The organism is Ignavibacteria bacterium (assembly GCA_013177855.1).
Classification (GTDB): domain Bacteria; phylum Bacteroidota; class Ignavibacteria; order Ch128b; family Ch128b; genus Ch128b.
Window position 1 is genome coordinate 2,160,980 of sequence record JABLYA010000001.1, and the last position, 20,148, is coordinate 2,181,127.

Sequence of the window (20,148 nt, forward strand, 5' to 3'; positions counted from 1 at the left end):
ATTTTATATAAATAAAGAATCAAGATTTGTAATAATTGGAATTTTGAGAGTTTGAATTTTTCGTAATTGCAGATTTTAAACTTGTGAGATGTTAATTTGATTAGATAAAAAAATTTTTGTAAACTTGCATCGCTTTTGAAATCGAATAAGCAATTACGTTAGATTGAAAAGATTGGGGTCGTAGTTCAGTTGGTTAGAACGCCTGCCTGTCACGCAGGAGGTCGCGAGTTCGAGTCTCGTCGGCCCCGCTTCCTAAAGCCCTGTAAAACAATAATTTACAGGGCTTTTTAGTTTTAAAGAAAAATAGAATAAATATTTTATAAACATTCCTAATGTCTTACACTCTGAATGCGGCTGAGTAAAAAGATGGGCTCGCATCGAAAAAAATGGGTCCCATCATAAGGGAGTTACATCAAGGACTGGGTTGGAGGTAGAGGGAGGGGAGTGCAATAAACTTATCTTAATAGGTAGTTGCAAAAAAATTAAAAGTGAAGATGATATGGTTCTTAATTGTTGCCATTAAACAGGAAAGAACTGAAGTAAGATAAATTAAAGGTAAAAGCTATATTTCTTTTGCTTTTTTAATTTTAGTAAGTACTATTGTGCATTATAATGAGTTTTTTTTTTGGATGGGTATTAGATCACATATCTTTAATGATTATATGTTTACATTTATTATAATGAAATTTTAAGACATTAAAATGCTTTAATTTAAAGTCCAGACAATGTCAATCACCCGATTTATCTCTTTTTTGTAAGATTTCTCCAAATCACGGAGGTTGTCTATCACCTTCCTCGCGGCTTCAGTTTTGTCGACGATGCGCTGCTAGACTTCAAGGGGGTGGAACTATTTTATTTCACTCCATATTTATTTTTTCTTTTTTCAAATGCAGCTTTACCCCCTTCTAATATCCTGCATACATTTTCAATAATATCTTTGTTTTCAAGAGAACCAGAAAAATATGACAAACATTCATCTTCATTATTTGCTACAATGACCTGTTCTGAATCTGCTGTTACAACGAGATTAGCATTATGAGTCGATATTATAATCTGCCTATATTTTTTAAGCTCTTTAATTAAATCAACAAGTTCTTTTGTAATAAATTCATTATCCAAATCATCCTCGGGTTGATCAAAAATAAGTGGAGAAGAAAAAGCATTTGTAGCTAATTGAAGTAAAAGATACAGAGTTCCTCTTTGGCCAACGGACAGCTGGTCAAGTGTTTTATCCATAAATTTTATCTCAGGAATTACATATAGATAATCTTTTCTCTCTTTTAAATTAAAGAATAACTCGTCTAATGGTTTCTTTGTTGTTTTTTCTTTTTCACCTTCAATATATTCTGATAATTCATTTTTAATAAATTCCCAATAATTATCTAATTTTTCTATTCCAAGGTTTTCTGATAAATTTTTATGTGTTCTGAGATCTAAGTATTCTTTTAATTTTTCGTCGAACTTATTAATATCAAAGTAAATTTCACCCTCAAAAGTTATACCTTTATCTTTTAGTAGTTTTTCTATAATTTTTCTTTGTTGTTCGTCTGAGAACTTTTCTAAAAGATTCTTCCATGCCTTTTCAATTTCATTTTTTTGTCTATTATATTCATTCTTCAATCTTTCACCCAGCTCGTTTCTTTTCTTTATTTTTTCTCTTAATAGTTCCTCCTGCTTTTCAATCTCTCTTAATTTAGACTTAGCTTCTTGAATGTCTTTCTGATATTTTTCGGCATTGCTTAATAGAGTTTCTAAGTCACCTTTGTAACCTTGTTTTTCGAATTCTTTTTTAATTTTAGAATTTTCTTGTTGCTTCTGTTGTAAAATCTCGTTTAACTTATTTTGCATTTTTTCTATTGCATCAAGTTGTTCATTAAATTCAATAAGTGGTATGTATATATCTTTTATATCATTTTGTATTTTAGAATTAATATTACTTATAGTTTCGTTTGTGTTTGTCTGATATTTTTCTAAACTATCTTTTAATTCGTTTAATTCAGATAAAACATTTTTGTAATCGCTAATTTTTTTAATGTTTAATGTGTAAGATTCTAATTTTTGCCTATTTTCTTTTGTAGTTATAGTTTCCAATAATTTTTCTGCGTTTTCTTTTTTTGTTTTATTAAATTCTTTGCTGTTTATCATTTCACCTTTTTCATTTTCATATTTAAACCAATCTTTAAGTTTTTTAATACTATCTAATAGTTGTATTATTTCCATATCTAATCTTTTATCAAATTCCAAATCTTCAATTTTTAATAATTTTTTTATTTCGCTTGATAGAATTCTAAAATCGGAGATGTTTTTTAGCTTACCTTGTTCAATAAAGATAAAATCCAAATTTCCTTTATTTTGTGAGTCAAAAGTTATTATTTCTGGCGTAGGGGTGTTATTTTTTTGCCACTCTATTAAAAATTTCTCTGAATCACTAAACTTAACAGTTTTATCTTCTTTCTGATAAGCAAGAATTTTTTTATTAAAAGTATTTGCAATGTAGTTTAAAAGCAAACTTTTCCCTGTTCCCCTTCCCCCAATGATAGTCACCAAATTCTTATTTAATGGTATCTCATTTTTATCAAACTTAACTTTTTCATCTTGGAATATTTCTATAGTATCTGTAATAGTAATTTTTGAAAAAGTCGGCTTGTCAAAATTAAATTCTGGATTATTTTCTTGAATCATAACCCTTTCTTCCGGTTCATAAATTATTTGCCTTAATCCTTCAAAAGTGGGATCAGCTTTAATCCAGGTAAATTCTTTTCCGAACTTACTATTTATGTCATCAAAACTATGACAATCCGAGCCTTTCAATACTGCTTTGGGAGGTAAGTTATATTTATCACGATCTCCAACTTTATTTAGATAAAAATCCACATTATCATTATTTCCAAAAAATGCTTGGCATATTTTATCAATTTCTTTTGCATATTCAGCACCTCTCCCATCATTTGGACCAGGTCTTAGTGAGCCATATCCATTGGAAACTCCTATAATCAAATACTGGTCAATCGTAAAACTTCTTTCTAGCTGCTTTTTTAAGTCTTTTATTCTCACCATAGCCTTTTCATAACCAACCTCTCTCAAGTCGTTAGATGTACAAAACTTGTTTGTCAGATCAGTATCATCTGTTGAAACTAATTCTAATCTAATTAAAAATTGTTCCAACTTATCTTTATCAATTTCATTAGAAAAAATTACATGTATTTGAATATGTTCATCACTTCTGTTTTTTGAATCAATTCTAAATTCAATGTTTGGGAAGAATACTTTTTTTGAGTCTGGATATTTCCCTTTGAACTTTTCTATAAAAATAAAGTAATTATCAAAAGAGAAATAATCTGTTATACCAAAAACTGAAACGTCAGATGCTTCTATCTTTTCACAAAAAATATCCCAGATATTAATATCAGAGCCATACTTGTTATTGAGTTTTGTAAATGGCGTATGCAGATGTAGATCCCATTTACGCCATTCTGAACCTTTTGGATAATTGCTCATATGTTTACCTCCTTATATAATTTGTTATATTTTATACCCCCCCACACTCTATCAATCACTTTTTTAATTTTTTCTTTGTAGATTTTGATCATTTCCTTCAGGCTGTCGATTACCTTCCGCTCGGATTCGATTTTATCGACTATACGGCTCTGGACTTCAAGGGGCGGAAGGGGAATTTGAAGATTGACCATGTAATTAAAATTAACCCTTGGTAATTGCGCACCACCTAATCCTTGTAAAACCTGCTTATTAAAATTTTTTGATCTTAGAAAGCAATCAAGATATTCTGGTTTAATATTTTTTTTAGTTCTAAAAACATAAATATCTGTGGAACAGATACCAGAAAATTTTGTTAAATGAACTTTATTTAAATTAGGCCTAAGTTTTCCATATAAAATATCTTTTTCTTGGAATACATTTTTGGTGCTTTTTATATTCTCATATTGAGCTACAATGGAACCTATTAAATTCCCAGTATTTGATTCAATATGTTCTAATCCAATATATTTCACTTCTCCTTTTAAATTGTTTGGTTCAATTGTATCTGAAATCTTCTCACACACTTCCCCCAGCTTAACCATTGGCCAGCCATTGGCGAGTTCTTCCTGCTTCTCAGGGTGCTGGGCAAGGTAGGCTTTGAGTTCTTCTTCAAGGTAGGTTTCGACATCGGGCTTCCATGCGTCTATCACCTGCTTGCAGCCATCGATTATCTTCTGGTAGCCCTCTATCTCTGCCACGATCTCTTGCTGCACTTCAAGTGGCGGAAGGGGGATTTGAATTTCAAGAAAATCTGAAGCTGGTATATCTCTTCTACGACTTACTGTACCTCTCATTCTAGATTTATAGATTTCCCGTGCTTGTTTAGAACGGAATATTATTTCCAAATAGGGAATGAAGATGTTAGCTTGCTCTTTTAACTTCCAAATATCATATGCAGGACTTACAGCAGCTACTTTATATTTTGTTTGAAAACCAAGTACTCCTTCATCAATGGGGAAGCCTACTACTAATTCATCTTTATATACTTTTTTATAGTTTTCAATATTTTTACTTGCTATACGCTTTTTAAATTTTTCATCTTGATCGATTAGTCCTCTATACATTGTTATTGACATGATTGGTAATTCTTCTTCACCAACACGATCTTTTCCAGATAATTCTAAAACCTCCCCCAACCGTACCATTGGCCATTTCTGGTGTTTGCGTCTTTCTACCACGCGGTATCTATCGCCGGTGAGGTTGTATTCGCCGTTTTCGGCAAGTTTTTCTTTTTTCACCAGCAGGGCAGAACAGGGTTTTTCTTCGGCATTAAATTCATCTACTTTGCCATTTCTTACTTTATCAATGTATTCACGAATAACCTGCAGGGCATCGGGCAGATCGTTTTTGTCAATTGGGCGGCGCTGGGCACCAAGGTCAAAGCCATCGTTTTCAATTTTTACAAACAAAATGCTATCGGTCTTTTTAGCAAGTTCTTTGTCCATTATAAGGATAGAAGTTTTCACCCCAGAATATGGATTAAAAACACCAGCAGGCAGGGAGACAACAGCTATAAGAAAATTTTCTACAAGCATCTTGCGAAGCTGTTTATAGGCTCTGGCACTCTGGAAAACAATGCCTTCAGGCACAATCACTGCAGCTCTCCCCGTGGGGGTAAGATGTTCGGCAATGTAATCTACAAAAAGAACTTCACTGCGATTACTCTGTACACTGAACCTTTTATGCGGTTTGATACCTCCCTTTGGTGTCATAAATGGAGGATTGGCAAGAATAACATCAGCATATTCGTTCCACCTCTCTTCATTTGTCAATGTATCATATTCATAAATTTGAGGGTTTACAAATCCATGCAGATACATATTGACAAGCGAAATTCTTACCAAATCTGGAGAAATATCATATCCTTTAAAGTTGGTGAGTAGTTTTTTCTTTTCTTCTGTAGTAAGCAAATTTCCTATTCCATTGCCATTTCTGGAACGAAATTTTTCAGAAGTATTTTCGCGCATAATGTATTTGTATGAGGAAATTAAAAAACCAGCCGTTCCACATGCAGGGTCAAGGATAAGTTCATTTTTCTTTGGGCTGATAATTTCTACCATAAAATCAATGATATGACGCGGTGTGCGAAATTGTCCGGCATCACCCTGACTTCCAAGAACCGAAAGCAGATATTCAAAAGCATCTCCAAGTCTCTCGGAATGGTCATATGTGAATTCGTTAATTGTTTTCAAAAAGAGCTTGAGGATTTCGGGATCGCGATAGGGCAGATAAGCATTTTTAAAAATGTTTCGGAAAAGCTCGGGCAGGTTTGGGTTCTGGCTCATACGTGCAATGGCTTCTGCATACAAATTGAGCATTTCATGACCACCAAGGCGAGGGTTAAATATATTGCTCCAGCTGTATTTTTCGAAATCACCCGTGAAAAATGTCCGTTTACCGCCCATTTCAACTGCCTCTCTATCCATATCCTCCATAAATTTGTAAATCAGTGCGATGGTAATCTGTTCCACCTGACTTTTAGGGTCAGGTAATTTCCCAACAAGTATATCACGGGCAGTGTCTATTCTTCTTCTGGTTTCAGCGTCGAGCATGGCTTCTCCTCTTGAATAACTTCACTTTTTTCATCACATCTAAAAAATATGTCGAACTTTTCGTTTTTTTTCGACATATCAAACAGAACATGTCGAAATTTTGCATTATTTTCGACATGTTAACTCTTCGATAACGATATTTCTGAAGTTAAATCAAAGTTTGCAAATAACCGGAACAAAGGATCGTTAATAAAATAGTTGTTTTTCCCTATTTTTTCTTTCTTAAGCAGTCCACCTTTTGCTAATTTATCCAGATAACTCGCTGCAGTTTGTCGATGAATATTCAAATCCTTATGCAAATATTCAATCTTTGTATACGGATGTTTAAAAAGGTTATTGAGTAAATCCTGAGAATAGAATTTATACTTACTTCTGATTGTATGTTTATATTCCTTCATTAGTTTTGATATTTCGTTGATAAGATAAATTGTACCTTTCGATGTAATTTCTATACCTTTAAGCATATATAAAATCCAATCTTCCCAATTCCCTTTATCTCTTACTTCCTGAAGCAAGCGATAATAATCAGCTTTCGTTTTAATGATGTAACTACTTAAGTAAAGTATTGGTAAATCAAGCAAACCTTTCTGGACAAGATAAAGAATATTAATTATTCTTCCTGTTCTTCCGTTGCCATCGTAGAAGGGGTGTATTGATTCAAACTGATAATGAATTATTGCCATTTTAATTAAAGGATCGACTGGATGAAGGTTGTCATTATTTATGTATTGTTCGAGATTCTGCATGAGTTGGACAATTGTATCATAATCCTGAGGGGGAACATATATAGTTTCACCAGTGGATGTATTTTTAAGTTCTGTTCCAGGAAGCTTCCTATATCCTGCGTTGTTAGAAACTATAATTTCCTGGATACTTAAGATGATACTACTAGTAAGAAGTTGTTTATTTTTTAGAGCATCGTACCCCATTTTCAAAGCTTTAGCGTAGTTTTGAACTTCTTTTGCATTGGGATTTGATATAAAATTTTCAAATAGATTTTCTTTATAGATTTCTTCGTGCGTTGTAATAATATTTTCAATGGCAGAGCTATCCTTTGCTTCAAGTAACGGCAGTGTATTTATCAGGATAGCTTCATTTGGAATTGTTTTTGAAATCCCTTTCAACTCTGCCAGATAACGATGTGCCTGAGAAAGTTGTTTGAGTATCGCTCTAGTCTCAACATCAATAGTTGGTGGTAACGTATTTAGTTTACTCATTTTTTTGTATTCTTTATGCAACAAATTTATTTAGTGAAACAAAATCCTTTATATATTCTGGAATAGCTTTACGAAGTTCTGGGGATAATCGCTTGAATGCTTCACCATATGGCGAAAGATTTAAGAGAGCGAAATTACCGCTCTCTATAATGTTTCTGAATTCATCATCGAGTATATAGGCTTTAAATACTGTTTTTGCGTATTCAAAATATTCTTCTTTTGGAAGGTATCGACTGTCAAATTTATCAAACTCTTCTTCAAGGAGTTCATCTCGAGTTTTGAAGTAAGGAATTATGCCAAGAATTTTTTCAATGATTTCTCTTAATGAAATTCTGCGATCAATATTAATTGATTTTCGTAACTTTTCGAGTGTAAAATATTCTTCGGGTTTATTGAGAATATATTTTTCAAGATATGTGATCAATTCATCCCATCTTTCGGCTGCTGCTAATTCTTTTATTGTTGGATGTTCAAGCACCTTTTGTTCAAATTTTTGAAAATACATACGGTCGATTTTCATTCCATCAGAGCCAATGACGGTTTCTTTAATTAATACAATTTGATCAGGCTGAGTATTTTTATAGTATTCTATTTGAGGACTGTTAATATCGCCGCCTGTACCTGTACCGCTTGGTGAACTTTTGGGTAATTCTAAAATTTCATCGTAATTAAATTTTTCTTCGAAGTATTCACAGTTTGCAAAGAAATCAAAAATCTTGAATTTATCTTTTATCTTTTCGCCTAAATCGTTTTTGACCTTTAGATCAGTAATATCATTAGAAAAATTATATTTTCTGGTACCTCTGCCTTTAATTTGGATGAATTCTGTAGCTGAGAATATAGGCCTCATCAAGCAAAGGTTAAGAATATCCGGGCAATCATATCCTGTTGTCATCATCGCAACTGTTACGCATACTCTGGTTTTGCTTGTTTTGTAATAAGGTAAGAAATTACCATAACCGGAAAGGTTATTATTGGCAAAGTTAATAGAAAATTGTTGTGCATCTGGAATGCTTGAAGTTACCTGAACAGCAAAATCTGATTGATATTTTCCGGGGAACATTTTATCCGCTAATTCATTAAGGATTTGAGTTATTTTGGCAGCATGGTTTTGTGAGACGCAGTAAACTATTGTTTTACCGATTTCGTTGCTTACTGGATCTCTAAGAGCATTTTTCAGGAAAACTTCACAGAATGATTTATTAGTATTTTCAGAAAAGAATTTCTTTTCAAAATCTTTGTGAACAAATATTTCTTCAATCGTTTCACCATCCTCGGTCTGCATAATAACAGCGTAACCTTCATCAGAAAGTAATTGAGTTGTTATTTCCGTTCGAGCATCTGCTACAACCGGGTTTACCAGAAACCCATCTTTTACACCATCAATAAGTGAGTATCTAAAAGTTGGTTCTCCATCTTCACAACCAAATGTTTTGTAAGTATCAAGAAGTAGTCTTCTTTCCAGTTGTCGAGGATCATTTTCACCAAGTTTTGTTATATCAATGTTCTTTAAATAATTTTTCGGTGTAGCAGTAAGACCGAGTTTAAATCCAATAAAATACTCGAAAACTGCCCGACTATTACCTCCTATGCTTCTATGTGCTTCGTCAGAAATCACCAGATCAAAATCATCAGGAGAGAATGATCTTTTGTATCTGTTTTTTGAAAGGAATGTTTGAATAGTTGAGACAACAATTTCGGCTTTTCTCCAATCATCACGATTTTCTTTATAAATCACTGTTGTATAATCATTTTTAAGATATTCTCGGAAAGCCTTAAATGCCTGTTCTTCAAGTTCAAGACGATCCACCAGGAATAAAACTCGACGTGCATTCCCGGTTCTTAAAAATAATTTAATCACAGCAGCTGAAACTAGAGTTTTGCCTGTACCTGTTGCCATTTCAAAAAGGAAACGATCTTTCCCCTCATTAACCGCTTTCTGAATAGATTTGATTGCGAGTAATTGATACTTTCTTAGAAATCGTAATTTATTATCCTCTATGAAACGTTTGCGTGTAGTTTCGTTAATATATGATGGATCATTCTTGTAATCGGGCTTTTGTGTCAGAACTATATAATCATCATTGACAATTTCATTAGCTAAACGATTTCTATCAGGCTTAAAAGTTTCATATCCTTTTATTGCTTTTAATGATGGAATTTTACTTATGATATGAGGATTTCCTCTTTCCAGATCCCAGAGATAATGAATATTCCCATTAGAAAGAATTACAAAGCGACAATTTTGTGATAGAGCATATCTTCGAGCTTGTTCTTTACCAAATAGCGGATTTTTATCTTCGGACTTTGCTTCCAAAACAGCCAGTGGAAAACCGTTTTCATCAAGAAGTAAAAAGTCAATATATCCATTCTTTGTTTGTTCGAAATTTTCACCCAATTCATTTAGAGTTTCTACAGTAATTTTTGTCCTGTTTTCTAGAAGGATATTTGCTTTGCCTTCTTCATTGTCAAAAAATCGCCAACCTGCCTCTTCGAGTAACCTATTGATTTTAATTCTTGCTCTGGCTTCTTTTTCAGGCATAAATTTTTAATCTAGAGGTAATTAAATATTCATATAGATTTTATTATGCAAATAAAAATGTCTAATAAGTTTTTTGAATATCTTTGAGTTCTTTAAACCATAAATTAAATGTCATCGGAATTACTCAGGGAAACATGTTACATTAAGAAATTGAATGCACCTCATACATCATTTTACAGGCAACTTAAAAAAAATTAAGATACTCTTCAATTACGGATTGCAGAAGGAAACTTAGAAACACTAAACAATATGAGATAATAGCTTTTTTATCTGGTAAAATGTAAAGGAGAATTATTACAGGTAGGAAATTAGAAGCGGCGAGAGTTTATGAAGGGAATGTATGATTTATTTAGTGTTTTGATTATCAATACAGGGCAGGGGATTTAAAAAAGATAATTGACTACAAGTGATTTCTTTTTTTATAGAAAAAATTTATATTAGCCCCAGAATTTTTAACTATTAGTTCCTTCAAAATCTGGTACTAACTATCAAGACAGGGGGAGAGATCCGCTCGATGAACCCTGACCAACCTGTCCCGCCAGGGATAAGGTGGTAAAGCGGAATTGGGATTATCCCAAGACGATAGGAGTTGTCCAGTACAATTCCCTGTTAAATAGTTAGTGATTACTTTTTAATGTAAAATGAGCTTATGTTTTTGTTTCAATATAAAATTGAAAAAGCTCGAGTATAAGTTTTATTTTTAATTCTTTTGGGTAATCACTAATTCCGCATACATTCCAATCGAGTGAAAAATTTCCCCCTGAACAAATAAACAAAAATCAAAAAAATAGGAGGATCAACTATGATTAATTCAGAAAATCCAATTAAAATGATTCATCCAAAAGATGAATTAGGAAGATACGATTTTGATAGTTTTATCTTCAAGGATTTTGGAATTAAAGGTCTCGAAAAATTTGAGACCTTTTTCATCCATGCTTTAATTCTTAAAAAACCAATTCTAACGATTGATGTACTTGAAAAGAATATAAACCCTATTGTTTATGCTCTGGCTCATACTTTTAATTTGAGTTATATCATTTACGAAGATTACATTCAAAAATGGTGGCCAACCCTACAGGATGATCAATTATTTGAAGCAAATCAAAGGAAAGTGATAGAAGCCCTTCTTAGTCATGATCTTGTTTGTTTCAAAAATGCATCGAAATATGAAAAGTTTATAATGAAATTTCTAAAAATCTATAATGAATTGAGCGATAAATTTAAGGATACGAACAAGCTAATCTGGTTTAACAGTCCAAGTGTAATTAAAAATCCTTTCATTAATGATTATATTTATTTCTTTATAAAACCTCCAGAAATAACAGTTGATGAATGTGAAAGTTTACTTGATTGCTTGAAAAGATATCCCAAGCATCTTAATTATCTGATCGAATACATTAGAATTATGAATAAGGGATACAATGATATTGATCCTGAACTTCAAAATTTATGTGAAAAAGCTGGTGAGATTATCATAAGAGAGGTTTCAAATTTTCTTCCATACGAACAGGCCATTGATGAATTGACCAAACAAAAACTAATTGATTTAACTAAGTTACTTTTCTTTACCAGTAACAGGTTCGACCTACAGGGTATATATTATATTATCTATCACGCTTTAACATTTGAGCAACGTAAGAAAATTCAAAAGGCTAGTGATTTTGGCGATAGATTTAGCAAAGTTGAAAATGAATTAAAATCACTTGTGGAAAAACATGAGATTAAACTTTATGCTTCTGAAGTTTACTACGAAAGACAGTTTGTAAAAAAGTTTAATTTACTTTCGTATTGGTACAGCAGAGATTATTTACTTAATGATTACATTAAGTTATTCATAGAAAAAACTGAGGAATTAAGAATAAGAGATTTAAAACCTAATTCTCAATCAATATATTATCCTAAAGACTACAATCTCAATGAGTTAGAACTATACGTAGTAAATTTAATTTTTCTAATTTACATCTTCCCATTAATTATTAGAGATGTTTTACCTACAGAGCAGAATTTGTTAATTCAGGTTGCGAAAATTTTAGTGAGGTTCTATGATGTTGAGACAAACCGACTTGGTGCACATCATTCCAGGTATACTGATTTAGTTAATAAGGAAATTGTAAATGATTTTATTGTAAGTCACTTACTGGGAATAATTCTGTGTTTTTTTAATAGAGATCTGGGCATCCCAATTTTTGAATTTGTTTATGGAGAAGTAAAAGGATTATTCAAATATTTTAATTCAAATAAACTACTAAAAACAAAATTTAAGGAGGAAATATGTACTATTTAGTAAGGTATCATGCATCGTATTTTTCATATTATTATAGTAATTCATTCAAACGAATTCTGACTGCTGGTTTTAAGTTTGAAAGTGAAGAACCAACTAAGGTTATTTCTAGGTTTCTGTCAGATTTTAATTTAGAATCCATTGACCAATTAAGAGGGTTGATTGACTGTCCAACCAAAAAATATTTTGTTCACTCAATTTATTGGAACGATTATAAAGACTATATTGAGAATTGTGTTAACAAAGTAAAATGTTTTCCTGAATTTCAGGAGATGATATTCTATAAATCAGATTTAAATACTCAAAAAATTTTGAAGCATGCTTTTATACTTACTCATTGTTTCACTGATGATAGAGGATATGGTATATACGATCCAGATGCAAATGCTGAATTTTCTGACATAAGTCTCAATAGAATTGTAATGCTTTTTGATCCAGTGAATTTTTATAATTATCCATATTATGATTAACAATAAATGTAAAGAGTAAAATTTTTTTGGTAATTGTTCGATTAATTTGATTTCATGTGTGAAGTTCAATGGTTTGCTGATATTTTTGAAACAAGCATTAGGAAAACACTATAAAGTCGTCTGTAAGATTGAATAGATAAAAAATTCCTCCCCTGAATGAAATTGAAGAAGGTCAGGGGAGGAATAATATTTTTGGATAAAGAATGAAAATTAGTTGTAAAACTTAAAAATGAAACGTGTAATACTTACCAGATTAATGAAAGATTTATCGGCTTATGATTTTGGTTTATTTTTTCCCCTCATCCTCTGGATCATCGTGTATTCCTAAAAGTCTTCTGCGAAGGCTCTTTTTGATAGCTTCCCAGTCTCCGTAACCATCTTTAAAAGCTTCTAATACCTGCCCCAAAACAATAAGTAACGCCACTAAAAAAGCCGTCCACCACATTTTGTTTTACCCTTCTTTTAATTCAAAAATCAAATTCAATTTACAAAGGTTCGATTAATTTTTCGTATTCATCATTAACTTCAAGTTTATTCTATTAAAAAAAGAAAATCATGGAAACAAATTTTTTGGTAAGAAAGCAAGTTTATTATGGTGGGAATTTCTCTGGTATTTCGTTAACGAATAAAAAATTATTTAAATAGCAAAATGAGACAATGAGCTTTCAAAATATCGAGTTTAGTTTATATCAAATATTTTTCGTGAACCGGGTTCACAAAACCAATAACACCTCAAATTTTTCTGAACTTCGGTATTGTTCGACTATGAATGTTGTTTAAGTTTCTGGATTTAGATTAAAAAGCTATTTAGTTCTTTTTGTTGGTTTGATAATTTAAGAACAAATAAAAGTGAAACACTACGGCTGGCAGAGGACTGTCTTAGGAAAAGTCTTAAAGAATGTTATTTTCTTTTTTTTATGTTTCTTATCGTTTTCTTTAAACTCTGATTTTAGATCAGAGAGCAATTCTTTTATTGCCCTTAGAGCTATGAATATCATAAATAAAATAAATACAGTGTTGATAGTTTTATCTCCTGATGTATTCGAATGTTAAGTTTCAATTCTAATCAAGTTCCGCTAATGCAAAAAACTTTAAATCGATAAACTAGATCAAAATTTGATTTGTCGGGATAGGTTCGAAGCTGGAAGCTTCGACTACATTTGTCTCAATTCCACTCGAGTTCTACGTGCGATTAGGAAATTTCAATCAATCAGCGAGAACTAATCTTGATTTGTGGAGATACATTCGAAGCTGGAAGCTTCGACTACGATTGTCTCAATTCCACTCGAGTTCCATGTGTGATTAAAAAATTTCAATAAATCAGCTAGAATTATTCTTGATTTGTCGGGACAAATGCGAAGCTGGAAGCTTCGATTACGGTTGTCTCAATTCCACTCGAGTTCCGCTAACGATTAAAAAATTCAATCAATCAGCGGAACGAGATCCCGACCTGTCGGGATATGGTTCGATTATGCTTCGTCAAGCTCAGCATAAACTCGATCATAATTCTAACCCACCTTAATCATTTAACTAAATGTAAAATCAAAACTTGTTCTCAATTCCACACGAGTTCCATGTGTGATTAAAAAATTTTAATAAATCAGCTAGAATTAATCTTGATTTGTCGGGACAAATGCGAAGCTGGAAGCTTCGGCTACATTTGTCTCAATTCCACTCGAGTTCCGCTAACAAAAAAAATTTCAATCAATCAGCGGAACGAGATCCCGACCTGTCGGGATATGGTTCGATTACAACTTATTAAAGTCCAGGTAGTACCTGGCGTTTCAGTTCAAAAGTTTCAATTCCACTATGGTTCGATTACAACGGAAAGATTATTTATTGGAAAAAGCTTTTGAGTGCGTGTCTCAATTCCACTATGGTTCGATTACAACCGTTTTCGTGATCAAACTGTAATAGAAATTTGGAAACCAGGTCTCAATTCCACTATGGTTCGATTACAACGTAAAGAGGAGAACATCGACGTCAGCGTCGACGTAGAGTCTCAATTCCACTATGGTTCGATTACAACTGGTCGTATTTTTACTTGAGGGTAAGGAAATCGATGAATCAAGTCTCAATTCCACTATGGTTCGATTACAACAAATCAATGTCCTAATTGTTTCAATTTAAGAGAATCGCAGTCTCAATTCCACTATGGTTCGATTACAACCAAACACATTAATAACTAATATTTAAGGAGAAGAAAGTCTCAATTCCACTATGGTTCGATTACAACTCGTTAAAAATCGTTCTTATTATAAACGTTGTTTCATGTCTCAATTCCACTATGGTTCGATTACAACTGATATAGTTGACGACGATGTAAAGAAATTAATTACAAGGTCTCAATTCCACTATGGTTCGATTACAACTTCGATCCCAAGCTCGGCAAATATGTCGTAGCAGTCAGTCTCAATTCCACTATGGTTCGATTACAACTGGCGAGCTTGATATATTTTATAAAGACAATATGGTAGTCTCAATTCCACTATGGTTCGATTACAACTATTGAAGAATTGGCGGCATTCGCGACCAAGTGGCTGGTCTCAATTCCACTATGGTTCGATTACAACAGGTTTATTTTCTGCAATTATAATTTATTTTTGCAGAAATGTCAAGCATTTTTTCTCCGAACCTCATTTTCTTTAAAAACCCTAGGGGGTTCGGGAAAGAAATTTCTTGAAAAATTTTAAAAAATCGCAACTTTGCTCCCTTCACTCATCAACTGTCTAATTATTTGCACGGGGGTTCGGGAAAATGCTGTCAGATATTGCTTACAAGTGAATAATATATACATTTTTTTGTTCATTATTATTTAAGATTAACTGCTAAAATTTTATTGTTAATTGATTTATCTCTGATTAGAATTATAAAAATTTTAGTATTATTATTTAATGATAAATTTGGGGCGATATTTTTATTCGTTTGCTGTGAGAACTTTGAATATAAGTTGGGAATATAAGTCGGCAGATTTTCTGAGCTGGTAAATGTTGTTTTTTCCTATTTTGTCTTGATCTGGAAAGCTTTTAGAGTGTTCTTTTTTTGTTATTCCTAATTCCTTCAAAATTAGATCATCTCTCATATTTTGCAGTTCAAGAAGGATTGCTTTACAGAAAAGCAGTTCTTTTCTGTAGATTGGATTTCCATTTCTAATCAAATTATCAATTTGGTTTTCTGCTTTTTTAAATTCTTTACAAGAGAGATACGCATAGATTAATGTAATATTAATGTATTGGTCCAATCGATTTTTCTGGTTCAAGTCTTCCAGAAGTTTTATAGCCATATCAGCTTTACCTTCAAAAATGAGTGTCTGAGCCAGTAAATTTTGAATATAGAAATCTTTTTCTTTTGGATTAGTTTTCTTTAGTCGAAGAGAATTTAGAAAGAATTTTTTTGCAATTTTAAGATTGTTAATATCATTAGTGAGAAGGAATAACTCAAAATAAATTTTTCCAAGTTGATAAGATTGTAATCGAGGACTGATAAACTTTGTTGTTTTAAGAGAGTCTTCATATTCAATTACTTTGATTACATCGGCTTCTTCTTCCGGCGGTATAAATTTTTTATTAACCCATCGAATAAATTTTTCTAAATATTCAAGAGCTTTTTTGTGATTACGAATTTTATGATCAAACCCGATAATTTCATTCTCACTTACTGATTTAATAGAGGGAAATAACAAGTTTATGATTTTAGTTAGCTTTTCAGTTTTGCAACTGAGGTTATTTTGGTAAATGGATGCAAGATTGTAGAGAGTTTTTAAATAAGTATTAAAGTAAGGTTTCTTAAAGTCATCTGGGAGATTTTGGTTTTCATAGATGTTAATCACTCTTTCGAATGAATGCGTTCCCTCGGTAATTAATAATTTTCTGTCTTTGAATTTATCTGGTATTTTGTTTTTTGAATATGAGAATGAAATAATTTGGGGGAGAATGATTCCCAAAATGTATCCTTTCCTGTAATGATCATTAATTCTATTAAAATCCAGTTCGATTGCGTTTTCTAAATTATCAATAGCTTTTTGAACTTCTTCAAAAAAATTACCATCACGACGTCCACCGGGGAGGATTAATTCATTGAGATTTTGATAATGGAAATAGGCTTTACTGGAATAATATGATGGATTATGAGGGTCAAGTTCAATTAAACGATCATAAATTTTTTCGCAATTAACTCTATAATATTGTTTTTGATTTAGAAAATTTTTTCTTTTTTCTGGGTCGGGAAATTGTTTTTTAAGATTGATTGAACATTCGGATAATCGGCTAAGAGCAAATCCAAGTTTATTAAGGATTTGAGGGTTTGACCATATTTCAATTTCTTCAATTTTATCAAAAGGCTCGAAAAGTTTTGCTAAGTTTTCCCATTGAGAATCTCTTTCAAATATTTTTATTTGAGTTAAAAGTTTTTCATTTTTTAACAGATTTAGGAATTTAGTTTTTTCTACAATAGTGAAGTAAGGAGTAATTTCATTTGAACTAATATTAAATTCATTTCTTAAATAAGTTCTTAGAATTTCTTTTATTAGCGAAGAGGAAAATTCGGTTGATTTGTGGAAGTCAAATTCAATATAAATGTATTTAGAGGTTATTTTTAGTTTTTGGATATTAATCTGAATTGAGTTTGGTTCAGGATTTTCTTTTTTGGCAGAGTATTTAAAGAATATAATTCCTTCTTTTATTTGTTCCGATTTAAATTCTTTAGGAAAGAATTTTTGAAAATAGGCTGTGTACTCTTGACCGTAGGTTATTTTTCTTTTTTCGGTTATGTTTATATCGGATGTGGAAATTAAAATTATATTTTCCATCTTGTTCAAAAGAATTTTGTTATTTCGTTCTTTTCAATTCCAACAACTTTTTTGCCAATATGTTTTTGCTCTTCAGCATGATAGAAAATGATTGAATCTTGATCTTTTTTGATAACTCCTAAAAGTTCATTAACAAGTGCATGGAATTGTTTTGAATTCAGCTCGCCTTCGAAGGCGGAATTTTGAACCCAATTCATATATTTTCTAAAAATTTTTAGAACTTTGGGCAGTCTTTTTTCATCTGCTATATCATACACGGCTATGTAGAACACTTTATTTTCCGGGATTATAAATTTCATTTTTGTATTAATTCTTTTAATGCCTCGTTCATATAAGAGTTAAGGTTTAATAATTTTTCCAATTGTCTGAGTTTACAGGTTTGTGTGTGAAAATTAAAGGACGAAATAAATCTGACTTCAGTAATTTCAAAAATTGTTTTAACCGATTGAGACAAAAATTGTAGTAAGAGGCGGTGTCTATATTTAGTAATATGATAACTTAAATTTTGCTGGAATATACAGTAATCAGAATTGAACATTTTGATTCAATTTTTTATCGAACTGCCAAATGCGTAACAATTAAAGTTTCATATCCAGAGATTAACTTGCCCGATAAGGTTCGTAGGATTTAAGTTTTCCTGTCATATAGTTAATAAGGTTAAAGCATTCCATTCTAATTAAGGAACGATAAGAGATTCTTCTATTTAATCGTTTATGAGTAATAACTGTGCTTAATCTTCTTTCAAATTCCTCTATAAATTTCTGTTTTGCATTTTCTTTTAGTAGATAAAATTCATTTTTGACTTTAAAATCTTTTTCACTAATCATTTTTAGATTAATCATTTTGAAAATTACTTTGTCGGTAATAATTGGCTTAAAGATTTCTGAAATATCATAAGCTAATGAGTGTTTTTTATCGCCGGCTTCGTGAATAAATCCAATATATGGGTTGAGCCGTGTCCTGTATATTTCCGAAATACAAACAGCATAGAGGAGTGAATTGCCAAAAGAGATTAAAGAATTAACAATTCCAATTGGTGGATTTTTGATTCTTTTTTCAAATTCAAATTTTTGTTTGAATATGTTTGTCCAGCATTGGTAATAAATATTTCTAATGTTACCTTCAATTCCTCTTAGTTCATCAATAGAACTTGCGATCCTGATTAGATCAAGCAAAGAATTTATGCTGATAATTTCATCTTCAAGTTCAATTCCCTCGTAAAGATATGTATTAAGGTTATCTAAAATATTCCTTGCAGCTGCTTCGAGAATATTTTTTGCAATGTATAAACGTTTTTGATAATCAAAATAAAAACTTGACTGAACTAAGATTATTGAACCATCAGCTTCACTATCAGCTGGGATAAAACTTCCAACATAATTACCATAGTAATTAAAAATATGAAGTGGTATGGAGTAATAACTTAAGCATTTTAAGAACTGAGAATTGAATCTAACCTCTCCGAATGAATAAAAAGCTTCAATTGTTTCAGCTGGTAAATATTTTGGATCTCCATCTCCTTCATATTTAGGTGAAGGGAGGATAACTCTTTCTCTTTCATCTTCATAAATATCAATTTCATGAACTGCCTCAACATCAGAAATTTTTTCAATTTTAAAAGTATTGTTCTTTCTGCTCAGGATTGAATTTGAAAATATGTAAATATTATTTTTCATAGACTGATCCTAATATTTATTAGTGCATTTTTGATTTGCTTATCGCACTTTGCTAAAATTTCTTCAATTGATTTATTTGTCGTATCGATGACGCAGATATTATTTTGTATCAAATATTCGTTTTGGACTTCATCGAGCAAATTCTGATCATCTTCGATGAATATATCTGTAGTAAGACATTTCTTTCTTCTGTTTTTAATTCGCTCCAGTCTTGTTTTACGATCAGCAGTAAAAACAATATTTAGAAATGGTTCAGGTGGAAAAGGAGAGCTGCAAATTAAATTTTGATATTCTTCGATTAGATTTAATTTTTTGAAAAGGACTTTGTGATAAATGCGTGTTGATAAGATGTAACGATCAACTAAAAATATTTGATGCGAGTTGTCATTAATTATGTAAGAATAAACTTCCCATACTGAACTTAGATAATAAAAAAATCTTGATGAAGGATATTGATTGAATCTTACTTCGTAGAAATTTTTAACATCAGCTGCGTCTTCAAATGGACATTTTATGTAAAAATAATTGTTTAGATCAGCAAGCTTTGTTGCTAAAGTAGTCTTACCTACACCATCAACACCTTCAAAAGCTATGATGATTTTATTAGAAGATTTGTTCAATTTTAATCTCCTTATTATTTAAGAACACAATATCACCAGCTTTTTTATTGAAAAGCTTTTGACCTAATGGTGAACTTAGACTAATCAGATTAAAACTTTCTCCATCAATATTGATTGGTTCAGAAGATAAGTAACCGATTACGAAGTATTTTTTCTCGGGTGTGATTATGATTGAACCGAGCTTAACTTCGTTGTGTAATTCTAATTTCATGAGATTTAATTGTGTTAGTTGTTGATTTAATTGAATTAATTTTTTAGCGTAAGCACCAGCTTTGTATTGAGCTTCTTCTTTGAAAGTATCGTAACGGGATTCCATCGCACCTTTATGTGAATTAGCTTCTTCTTGAGCTTCGTCCATTGCTTTTTTTGTATGGTAGACTTCTTCCTGAAGAATTCTTTTACATTCGTCTATGAGTTTCTTTTTTATTAAGATTTTATCGTTCATA

At 31.6% G+C, this 20,148-nt stretch carries 13 protein-coding genes, 1 tRNA gene, 1 CRISPR repeat array and 1 riboswitch; of the genes, 4 read left to right on the plus strand and 10 right to left on the minus strand.

Annotated elements, in window-relative coordinates; all coding sequences use genetic code 11:
- The first annotated feature begins 174 nt into the window (after positions 1-174).
- A tRNA-Asp gene (locus HPY57_09050) sits at positions 175-248 on the plus strand.
- Between the two features lie 604 nt (positions 249-852).
- Here HPY57_09050 and HPY57_09055 read toward each other — a convergent pair.
- The 4 genes from HPY57_09055 to HPY57_09070 form a co-directional block, all read right to left on the minus strand.
- Complete coding sequence (locus HPY57_09055) at positions 853-3,498, minus strand: hypothetical protein (GenBank protein NPV11922.1); 2,646 nt, start codon at positions 3,496-3,498, stop codon at positions 853-855.
- Positions 3,495-6,089, minus strand: coding sequence for an N-6 DNA methylase (locus HPY57_09060; GenBank protein ID NPV11923.1), 2,595 nt, complete (start codon positions 6,087-6,089; stop codon positions 3,495-3,497). Before HPY57_09060 ends, HPY57_09055 begins: the two co-directional genes overlap by 4 nt.
- A gap of 119 nt (positions 6,090-6,208) precedes the next feature.
- Positions 6,209-7,306, minus strand: coding sequence for a Fic family protein (locus HPY57_09065; GenBank protein ID NPV11924.1), 1,098 nt, complete (start codon positions 7,304-7,306; stop codon positions 6,209-6,211).
- Between the two features lie 13 nt (positions 7,307-7,319).
- Positions 7,320-9,848 carry a DEAD/DEAH box helicase family protein gene (locus tag HPY57_09070; GenBank protein ID NPV11925.1) on the minus strand — a complete coding sequence of 843 codons (2,529 nt, stop codon included), beginning with the start codon at positions 9,846-9,848 and terminating at the stop codon, positions 7,320-7,322.
- 482 nt (positions 9,849-10,330) lie between these two features.
- Positions 10,331-10,437, plus strand: a riboswitch (SAM riboswitch).
- Positions 10,438-10,650: 213 nt separating this feature from the next.
- Between HPY57_09070 and HPY57_09075 the strand changes: the two genes are divergently transcribed.
- Both HPY57_09075 and HPY57_09080 read left to right on the plus strand, forming a co-directional pair.
- Entirely contained in the window at positions 10,651-12,132 is a 1,482-nt protein-coding gene (locus tag HPY57_09075; protein NPV11926.1) for a hypothetical protein, read from the plus strand.
- Positions 12,120-12,599 (plus strand): hypothetical protein, encoded by a 480-nt coding sequence (locus tag HPY57_09080; GenBank protein ID NPV11927.1) that lies wholly within the window; start codon positions 12,120-12,122, stop codon positions 12,597-12,599. Before HPY57_09075 ends, HPY57_09080 begins: the two co-directional genes overlap by 13 nt.
- A 286-nt stretch (positions 12,600-12,885) precedes the next feature.
- Here HPY57_09080 and HPY57_09085 read toward each other — a convergent pair whose 3' ends face one another.
- Positions 12,886-13,044 carry a hypothetical protein gene (locus HPY57_09085; protein NPV11928.1) on the minus strand — a complete coding sequence of 53 codons (159 nt, stop codon included), beginning with the start codon at positions 13,042-13,044 and terminating at the stop codon, positions 12,886-12,888.
- 891 nt (positions 13,045-13,935) lie between these two features.
- Between HPY57_09085 and HPY57_09090 the strand changes: the two genes are divergently transcribed.
- Positions 13,936-14,121 carry a hypothetical protein gene (locus HPY57_09090; protein ID NPV11929.1) on the plus strand — a complete coding sequence of 62 codons (186 nt, stop codon included), beginning with the start codon at positions 13,936-13,938 and terminating at the stop codon, positions 14,119-14,121.
- Positions 14,122-14,324: 203 nt separating this feature from the next.
- Positions 14,325-15,172: a CRISPR direct-repeat array (repeat unit 30 nt; unit sequence GTCTCAATTCCACTATGGTTCGATTACAAC).
- Positions 15,173-15,516: 344 nt separating this feature from the next.
- On the opposite strand, the gene HPY57_09095 is transcribed toward HPY57_09090, so the two are convergent.
- The 5 genes from HPY57_09095 to HPY57_09115 all read right to left on the minus strand — a co-directional run bounded on the left by HPY57_09095 (position 15,517) and on the right by HPY57_09115 (position 20,147).
- Entirely contained in the window at positions 15,517-17,406 is a 1,890-nt protein-coding gene (locus HPY57_09095) for a hypothetical protein (protein NPV11930.1), read from the minus strand.
- A 5-nt stretch (positions 17,407-17,411) separates the two neighbouring features.
- Positions 17,412-17,705 (minus strand): CRISPR-associated endonuclease Cas2, encoded by a 294-nt coding sequence (gene cas2, locus HPY57_09100; protein NPV11931.1) that lies wholly within the window; start codon positions 17,703-17,705, stop codon positions 17,412-17,414.
- Positions 17,706-18,005: 300 nt separating this feature from the next.
- Positions 18,006-19,082, minus strand: a complete 1,077-nt coding sequence (cas1b, locus tag HPY57_09105) for a type I-B CRISPR-associated endonuclease Cas1 (GenBank protein NPV11932.1) — start codon at positions 19,080-19,082, stop codon at positions 18,006-18,008.
- The gene (locus HPY57_09110) at positions 19,079-19,702 is read right to left on the minus strand and encodes a hypothetical protein (GenBank protein NPV11933.1); all 624 of its coding nucleotides are present in this window, start codon (positions 19,700-19,702) and stop codon (positions 19,079-19,081) included. The genes cas1b and HPY57_09110 overlap by 4 nt, the downstream gene beginning before the upstream one ends.
- Entirely contained in the window at positions 19,686-20,147 is a 462-nt protein-coding gene (locus tag HPY57_09115; GenBank protein NPV11934.1) for a hypothetical protein, read from the minus strand. The genes HPY57_09110 and HPY57_09115 overlap by 17 nt, the downstream gene beginning before the upstream one ends.
- Position 20,148 lies beyond the last annotated feature (1 nt).

Excerpts from the sequence above, each read along its gene's own strand:
- cas1b (NPV11932.1), bottom strand. The coding sequence starts at position 19,082 with ATGAAAAATAATATTTACATATTTTCAAATTCAATCCTGAGCAGAAAG.
- HPY57_09060 (NPV11923.1), bottom strand. The coding sequence starts at position 6,089 with ATGCTCGACGCTGAAACCAGAAGAAGAATAGACACTGCCCGTGATATA.
- HPY57_09065 (NPV11924.1), bottom strand. The coding sequence starts at position 7,306 with ATGAGTAAACTAAATACGTTACCACCAACTATTGATGTTGAGACTAGA.
- HPY57_09085 (NPV11928.1), bottom strand. The coding sequence starts at position 13,044 with ATGTGGTGGACGGCTTTTTTAGTGGCGTTACTTATTGTTTTGGGGCAG.
- cas2 (NPV11931.1), bottom strand. The coding sequence starts at position 17,705 with ATGAAATTTATAATCCCGGAAAATAAAGTGTTCTACATAGCCGTGTAT.
- HPY57_09095 (NPV11930.1), bottom strand. The coding sequence starts at position 17,406 with ATGGAAAATATAATTTTAATTTCCACATCCGATATAAACATAACCGAA.
- HPY57_09080 (NPV11927.1), top strand. The coding sequence starts at position 12,120 with ATGTACTATTTAGTAAGGTATCATGCATCGTATTTTTCATATTATTAT.
- HPY57_09055 (NPV11922.1), bottom strand. The coding sequence starts at position 3,498 with ATGAGCAATTATCCAAAAGGTTCAGAATGGCGTAAATGGGATCTACAT.
- HPY57_09070 (NPV11925.1), bottom strand. The coding sequence starts at position 9,848 with ATGCCTGAAAAAGAAGCCAGAGCAAGAATTAAAATCAATAGGTTACTC.
- HPY57_09115 (NPV11934.1), bottom strand. The coding sequence starts at position 20,147 with ATGAACGATAAAATCTTAATAAAAAAGAAACTCATAGACGAATGTAAA.
- HPY57_09075 (NPV11926.1), top strand. The coding sequence starts at position 10,651 with ATGATTAATTCAGAAAATCCAATTAAAATGATTCATCCAAAAGATGAA.